The following is a 6954-nucleotide window of genomic DNA, read 5'->3' as shown; positions in this document are numbered from 1 at the left end:
CCACTCGGTGGACGTCTTCGGAGAGGCATCGTCGCTGGACACAAAATCAACGCTACACCCCGATCGAACACCTGTGCTATAGCATATTCAGACTACAGAGACCGGGCGGAAGCCTTAGAAATACGTGGTCGTGACTGGTAAATCGCGTTCTGGCTTCGCGGAAGACATCCACGAAGCCTTCCTCGGCCCAGTCAGGCCACGATGGCCGGATAGGGACTCCTCATAACACCGAAGTAGGCCTCGGGCGCTCCTTCGATGTGCTGGGGCAGTTCATCCATGAAGGCGCGCAGCAGTGGGGTCGTGTTGTGCCGATCGAGGTCCTCCTGCGAACGCCAGACCTCATAGAGGAAGAATCGGCCGTCTTCTTGCTCGTGGAGGTGGTACTGAAGGCTGCCGTCGTGTCCTCGAGACGGCTCGACGAGGTCCATCAGGAGCTTCCTGAGCTCGTCGGCGTGGCCGGGCCTGGGCGTCAGGAATCCGTAGAGCGAAACGGGCTGTGATGCGGTCGATGCTGTCGTCATGTGATCAACGTTAGGATGTGACACCAGTGTCAGGTTCAAGCCGGTGCGGCATGAGGTGGGTCACATGAAGATCGGGGAGCTGTCCCGCGAGACGGGCGTGGCCGTACGTCTCCTCCGCTACTACGAGGCCCAGGGGCTGCTCACCTCCCACCGCAGCGAAGGCGGCCACCGCCATTACGATCCCGAGGCCCCCGCTACCGTGGCACGTATCCGCACCTTGCTCGCCGCCGGGCTCCCCACCAAGGTCATCCGCGAACTCATGCCCTGCTTCGTCGGCGACGGGACCCAGCTCCAGGCCTGCGTTCTCGACCACCTCAGAACCCAGTACGCCGAGCTGGACTCCCGCATAGCGGACCTCACCCAAGCCCGCACGGCTCTGGGCGACATCCTCGAAGCCTCCACCCGGGCAGTCGTCCACGCCTAAGCCGGCCGACCACCATGGACGACAGCACGCCCAGTGGCCCGAGTTGCCGTCCCCGCCATCGCCTCTAGGTTGACGGTATGTCGATCTGCGGGGCCCGATGAAAGGGCCTGGACTCCTCGTCGTCCTGCTGGTCGTCCTCGGTGGCGTCAGCGGGCTCGGGTTCCTGCTGGGACTGGGCAACGCGGCCGTTCTGGCCGCCCTCACCGCGCTCTTCTGCCTCATCGCGGCGGTCGGCGGGCCACTGTGGGCGGATCTGCGGTTGCTGGCCTGGTTCGCGCCCGCGTTGATCCTCGCGGTCGGGGTGCCTCGGTTGCTGGGCGCGGTGTCGCAGTGGGCGGCGATCGGGCTGCTGGTGGCGATCGTGGTGGTCGCCGGACTGCTGCCCGTACTCGGGCCGCGGTTCGTGACGGTCGGGCTGGGGCTCGGGATGGCGTCGCTGTTCGGGTACGGCTTCCAGCTGACGGGGACGGCGTCGGCGGGGCAGATCCTGGGCGCGCCCGCGCTCGCGGCGGGGGCCGTGATCCTGTTGCGGGTGTTGATGGGCGCGAAAGATCCCGCCAAACCGACACGTGACGCGCTGGCCGACGCGCTCTCGACGGGTACTTCCGAAACTCAAGAGCGTGCGGCGAGGCTTTGGCTCGCGGACCGGCCCCGTCGCTGGACCGGCGGGGTCCTCGGCGGCCTGTTCCGGTATCGCGCGGCCACCGGATTGCTGGAGATCCGCCGGAAACGGCTGAACAGCGAAGAAATCGGCGAAACGCTCGACGCCGCCAAGGAAGAAGCCGCCAGGCTGGGCGAAGCCGTCCGAAGCCCCACAGCGCCGGACGACGTCGAACCGGTGCGGCGCAAGGAACCCGGCGGCCTGCCCGGCGCCACGGCGAGGCTCGTCACCGCGCTCTGGGAAGCACTCGAAACCGTCCGGACCGCGGCGACCGAACGCGACGAGTCGCGTGTGGACGTTCCGAAAGGACTCCGCAAAGAACTGCGCCGGATCGAGCTGGGCGGCGCGTTCTCGTGGCAGTCGGCGCAGTTCCGGCACGCGCTCCGCTGCGGGCTCGGCGTCGGGCTGGCACTGGTGGTCGCGAGTTTCCGGCCCGGCGACCCGCTCACCGTGTCGTTCCTGCTCGGCACCTTCGCCATCCTGCAACCGGAATGGCGGGACAGCCTCGGCAAGGCCTGGCAGCGGATCGGCGGCTCACTCGGCGGCGCCGTCGTGCTCGGTCTCGTTCTTTGGCTTCTGCCGCAAGGATTTCTGCTGCCGATCGGGCTCGTCGCACTCCTCGGCGGATTCTCGTTCATGCAGACGCGACCGGCGGTGTTCAACGGCTGCATGGTCCTGATGTCGGTCGGCATGAACGCGACCACCAGACATCTCGACCCGCGTTACGTACTCGTCGAGTACCTGCTTCTGATGGTCCTCGCCGGCGCCATCGCGCTGCTGTTCGGTTTCGCCGCGATCCCCGGGGTGCCGAAACCCGGCCCGGCGGAACGGTTCGAGAACGCCGTCGGCGCCACCCGGGAGCTGCTCGGCTCGGTGGCGCGGAAACTACGCGGCGAGGACGTCGACCCGCGGACGCTCGGCCGCGAGTTCCGTGCCGCCACCATCGCCCACCACGGTCTGCTCACGGCGGAGCCGGGCACCAAGGAACCCGCGCCAGGGCAAGGGGACGCGCTGGAGAAGGCCGCCGAAGCCTTGCGCGGCCTGTCCGTCACGGCGTCTTCGCTCTTGCTGCGGCCCGGATCGGCCGAAGCGGCGGACGCCGTGGAGGAGGCGGCACGCACGCTCGGCACCGAAGAGGCCGCGGAGATCCCCGTGCCACGGGACGCGGACGAAGAACAGCGTCTGGTGCTCGACACGATCGCCGCCGACGTCGTAGCGGTCGGCGAAGCCGCTCAGAAGCTTTAAGCCTTCTCGCGGTGCTTCCCGGCGATCTCGGCGTCGGGTGTGCACAGCGCGCACGGGGTGAACCCGAGCTGCCGCGCCTCACCGATGCCGAGCGGGATGGTGTCCCGGGTTTCGAGCCACTCGCACGAAGTCACGTGATAGCGCGGGTACTCGTCGACGACGACGACCTCGATCTCGAGTTCCGAGACGACCGCCACATCCTCGGGGTCGCTCTTCTCCTCGCCGGGGTCGCCGCTTTGCTGAGGCTCCGGAGTGTCTTCCGCGTCGCCCAGCTCACCCGCGGCGGGCATCAAGACGGTCTGCTCGACATCCTCGGGTTTCTTTTCCTCACCCTCGGCGGGCTCGTCGTCTTCGGCCGGGTCTTCCGCCGCTTCTTCTTCAGCGGGGGACTCGGCCACGCGCTTCTTCCGGCGGCGCAGCAGGTCGAAGAGGAGCAGCAACCCCGCGACGACGGAGAGGCCGATGGAGATCCAGGCCCACAGGGAGTTCGCGGTGATGAGCGCCGCGACGAGCAGCCCCAGAGCCGCCAGTACCAGTACCAGGACGATGAAGAGCACGGTGAATTACAACACGAGAGCAAAGCGAAACGGCCTCGACCCTCCGGAGAGTGCCGAGGCCGTTCCACTGTGTAGAAACAAACCGGGTGGAGATCAGCCCGCTTCGGCCCGGGGGCCGAACGAGTAGCCCTGTCCGCTACCGGAGGACGACGACTGTCCCGAGTTCGACGAGGACGCCGAGGCGGGAGCGGCCGAACCGCGGTCGTCGAGCTCACGCAGCTGGGACTCGAGGAATCCGCGCAGCCTCGTGCGGTACTCCCGCTCGATCGTGCGCAGCTCTTCGATCTTCTTGCCCAGCGAGCCCTTCTCCGCGTTCATGTTGTTCATGGTCTCGGTGTACTTGCGCTGAGCCTCGCGCTCCATGGTCGTCGCCTTGTCGCGCGCCTGGCGCTCCAAGGTCTCGGCACGGGTTCGCGCGTCGTTCAGCATCGTCTCGGCGCGCGTACGCGCCTCGTTCACCATCGAGTCCGACTTGGATCGCGCGTCCGACAACAGCTGCTCGGACTTGGTCCGGGCTTCGGCGAGCATGCCGTCCGACTCGGTCTTGGCCTCGGCGGTGAGCCGGTCGGCCATTTCCTGTGCCAGCCCGAGCACCTTCGCGGCCTGGACGTTGGGCTCCCCGTTGTCCGGCACCATCGAGTGGGCCTGGGTCTGCTCCATCGCCGACTGCGGCGGCGGCACCGGCGCCAGGCGGCGCGACGGCTCGTCGCGTACCTGCGGCGGTGGGCCGACGGCACCGGCCTTGGCGTTCTCGAGCTCACCACGGGTGGTCTCGAGCTCGTTGTCGAGCTGTTCGACCTGCTGCCGCAGCTCGTTGTTGTCCTCGATCAACCGGGCAAGCTCGGTCTCCACCAGGTCGAGGAACGCGTCCACCTCGTCCTCGTTGTAGCCCCTTTTGCCAATGGGCGGCTTGCTGAACGCGACGTTATGCACGTCAGCGGGGGTCAACGACATCAGATCACCTCACGCACTCCATGGCCTGCAGGTCCACCGGGGCTTCCCCGAAAATCACCCTGGCGTTGCCAGCTGCATCGCGAAGAACACAACCAACAGCAGCACCATAATCGATAAGTCCAGTCCGACGCCGCCGATTCGTACGGTCGGGATGATTCGTCTGAACAGACGAACCGGTGGGTCGGTCACTGTGTAGATGGTCTCGAGCGTTACCGCAACCCCTCCGGCAGGACGCCACTCGCGAGCGAAAGCACGCACGAGCTCGACGACGATCCGTGCCGTCAGCAGGAGCCAGAAGGCGAACAGCACGTACCAGACGACCAGCAACACAGCATTCACGTAACCACTCTGCCATGCCTCGCGTCAAAAGACGCAGTTGACGGGCCACGGATGCCGATGAGTCGACAAAATCACATCCGGCTGCGCTCAGCGGTCACCGGGTGATCAGCCGCGCAGGAATAATCCGCCTTCGGCAATCCGCCGACGGTCTTCCGCGGTGACATCCACATCGGGCGGTGAGAGAAGGAACACCTTGTTGGTGACCTTGTCCATCGATCCGCGCAACGCGAACGCGAGCCCCGCGGCGAAGTCGACGAGACGCTTCGCGTCCGCGTTCTCCATCTCCGTGAGGTTCATGATCACCGGGATACCCTCCCGGTAGTGCTCCCCGATCGCACGCGCTTCCGCGTAGCTCGTCGGGTGCAGCGTCGTGATCCGGCTCAACGGGTCACGCACCGCCGGACGGACCGGCTCGGTGACCGGCCGCAGCCGCGCGACCGGCTCCGGCTGACGGTCGATCGCCAGCGCTCCGTGGACGGCCGGCTCCGGGCTGGCCACGGAGCGTGACCGAGGCCGCGGCGCGGGCTCGTCATACGTGTCATCGACGTCCCGGTAACGTCCACCCCGTGACCGGGCCGGCGGCTCGTCGTCGTAGTCGTACTCGTCGTCGGCGTAGCCTCGCCGGTAGTCATCCTCGACGTCATAGCCGTCTTCGTCCGCGGGCACCATCCCGAAGTAGGCCTTCAGCTTCTGCAGCGCGCTCATGCCTCTCCCTAGCCTTAGCCGCGTCCCGCACCGTGCTCCCCCGCCCTCGCCGCCACTCCCCGTAACGACGAGACGGTATTCCCTAAGGCGAGGCTAAACCGCGTCCACCGAGCAACGCGGTTCCGACACGCACACAGGTCGAGCCGTGCGCGATCGCCTGCTCGAGATCATTGCTCATTCCGGCGGAGATCTCACGGGCATTTGGGTGTTCTTCCCGTAGACGCTCCGACGCACGAGCGAGTTTCCCGAACGCCTCCGCGGCATCAATACCCAACGGCGCGACCGCCATAAGCCCCCGGAGGCGAATATCACCCACATGGGCTATCCGCTCCGCCAAATGGCTCACGTCGCTCAACCGAATGCCCCCGCGCTTCGGATCGTCATCGAGACTTACTTGAATGAGGACGTCCAACGGGTGATCGCGTTGCCCGGAATCGAGCGCCGACTTGGTCGCCTTCGCGAGCGCCTCGGCCAGCCGTTCGGAGTCGACGGACTGGACCTCGTCGGCCCAGCGCACGACCGATTTGGCCTTGTTCCGCTGCAGGCTGCCGACCATATGCCAGCGGATCCGGGCGTCCGGGCGCAGAGCGGCGACCTCTTCGGCCTTCGCGCCCGCTTCCTGATCCCGGTTCTCGGCGAGGTCGAGCACGCCGAGGTCGGCGAGCAGCGCGGCGTCGAGCGCCGGGAAGGTCTTGGTGACCGCGAGCAGCTTGACCTCGTCGCGTGCCCGGCCCGCGGCCTTGCACGCGGCGCCGATCCGCTCTTCCACTTCGGCAAGGGACGCGGCGAGTTCCCCCTTGCGGGCGTCACTCATGCCGCGTCCAGCCAGGTGATGCCGGCGATCCGGCCGGTGGTGCCGTCGCGGCGGAAGCTGAACAAGGTCTTGTCTTCGTTGGTACAGCGTGGATCGACGCCGATCTTGCCGACGCCGAGGTCGGCCAGTTGCCGCCAGAGACCGGCCCGCAGGTCGAGCCCCGGCGTGCCCTTGCGGGTTTTGCAGGCACTGCCCGGCACATGCTTTTCGACGTCGGCGGCCATGTCGGCGGGGACCTCGTAGCAGTCGCCGCAGATCGCGGGACCGAGCAGCGCTTCGGTCCTGGCCGGTTCGGCGCCGAGCGAACGCATCGCTTCGACCGCGGCGGGGACGACGCCGACCCTGGCGCCGACGCGGCCGGCGTGGACGGCGGCGACGACACCGGCTTCCGCGTCGGCCAGCAGAAGAGGTACGCAGTCGGCGACGAGCACCACGAGTGCGAGGCCGGGCTCGGCCGTCACGAGCGCGTCGGTCGCTTCGGCCGCGGAGGTCTCCGAGCCGTCGACCACGGTCGCGGTCCGGCCGTGGACCTGCTCCATCCAGGCCAGCCTGTCCTCGGTGAGGCCGAGTTCGGTGGCGAGGCGCTTGCGGTTGGCGTAGACGTCGCCCGCGTCGTCGCCGACGTGATCACCGAGGTTGAAGGTGTCGTAAGGCGCGCGGGAAGCCCCGCCCGCCCTTGTCGTGACGACCCGCCGTACCCGCACGCGTTTCCTCCTAGACCTGAGTGAAGGCCC

At 67.6% G+C, this 6954-nt stretch carries 9 protein-coding genes; 2 read left to right on the top strand and 7 right to left on the bottom strand.

Annotated features, from left to right (window positions below):
* Window positions 1-191: 191 nt before the first annotated feature.
* Window positions 192-521: a putative quinol monooxygenase gene (locus tag ACIBTM_RS43690; protein ID WP_395883004.1), complete on the bottom strand. Its 330-nt coding sequence runs from the start codon at window positions 519-521 to the stop codon at window positions 192-194.
* A 43-nt stretch (window positions 522-564) separates the two neighbouring features.
* Between ACIBTM_RS43690 and ACIBTM_RS43685 the strand changes: the two genes are divergently transcribed.
* Both ACIBTM_RS43685 and ACIBTM_RS43680 read left to right on the top strand, forming a co-directional pair.
* Entirely contained in the window at window positions 565-945 is a 381-nt protein-coding gene (locus ACIBTM_RS43685; RefSeq protein WP_395883003.1) for a MerR family transcriptional regulator, read from the top strand.
* 97 nt (window positions 946-1042) lie between these two features.
* The gene (locus ACIBTM_RS43680) at window positions 1043-2851 is read left to right on the top strand and encodes an FUSC family protein (RefSeq protein WP_395883002.1); all 1809 of its coding nucleotides are present in this window, start codon (window positions 1043-1045) and stop codon (window positions 2849-2851) included.
* Here the strand turns inward: ACIBTM_RS43680 and ACIBTM_RS43675 are convergent.
* From ACIBTM_RS43675 to pgeF, 6 genes are all read right to left on the bottom strand, one after another.
* Window positions 2848-3408: a hypothetical protein gene (locus ACIBTM_RS43675; protein ID WP_395883001.1), complete on the bottom strand. Its 561-nt coding sequence runs from the start codon at window positions 3406-3408 to the stop codon at window positions 2848-2850. The two genes, ACIBTM_RS43680 and ACIBTM_RS43675, sit on opposite strands and share 4 nt — an antisense overlap.
* Before the next feature lie 93 nt (window positions 3409-3501).
* The gene (locus ACIBTM_RS43670; protein WP_037344910.1) at window positions 3502-4362 is read right to left on the bottom strand and encodes a DivIVA domain-containing protein; all 861 of its coding nucleotides are present in this window, start codon (window positions 4360-4362) and stop codon (window positions 3502-3504) included.
* Between the two features lie 54 nt (window positions 4363-4416).
* Complete coding sequence (locus ACIBTM_RS43665) at window positions 4417-4692, bottom strand: YggT family protein (RefSeq protein ID WP_005155180.1); 276 nt, start codon at window positions 4690-4692, stop codon at window positions 4417-4419.
* Between the two features lie 114 nt (window positions 4693-4806).
* On the bottom strand, window positions 4807-5406 hold the full coding sequence (locus tag ACIBTM_RS43660) for a cell division protein SepF (RefSeq protein WP_395883000.1): 600 nt from the start codon (window positions 5404-5406) through the stop codon (window positions 4807-4809).
* Between the two features lie 82 nt (window positions 5407-5488).
* A complete protein-coding gene (locus ACIBTM_RS43655) occupies window positions 5489-6220 on the bottom strand; it encodes a YggS family pyridoxal phosphate-dependent enzyme (protein WP_395882999.1) in 732 nt (243 codons plus the stop codon).
* A complete protein-coding gene (pgeF, locus tag ACIBTM_RS43650; protein ID WP_395882998.1) occupies window positions 6217-6924 on the bottom strand; it encodes a peptidoglycan editing factor PgeF in 708 nt (235 codons plus the stop codon). The genes ACIBTM_RS43655 and pgeF overlap by 4 nt, the downstream gene beginning before the upstream one ends.
* Window positions 6925-6954 lie beyond the last annotated feature (30 nt).

The sequence above is a fragment of the Amycolatopsis sp. NPDC049868 genome, from assembly GCF_044461365.1.
In the GTDB taxonomy this organism is placed as follows: Bacteria; Actinomycetota; Actinomycetes; order Mycobacteriales; family Pseudonocardiaceae; genus Amycolatopsis.
The sequence above is the reverse complement of the archived record's forward strand: the minus strand, read 5'-3'. Positions and strand labels throughout refer to the sequence as shown.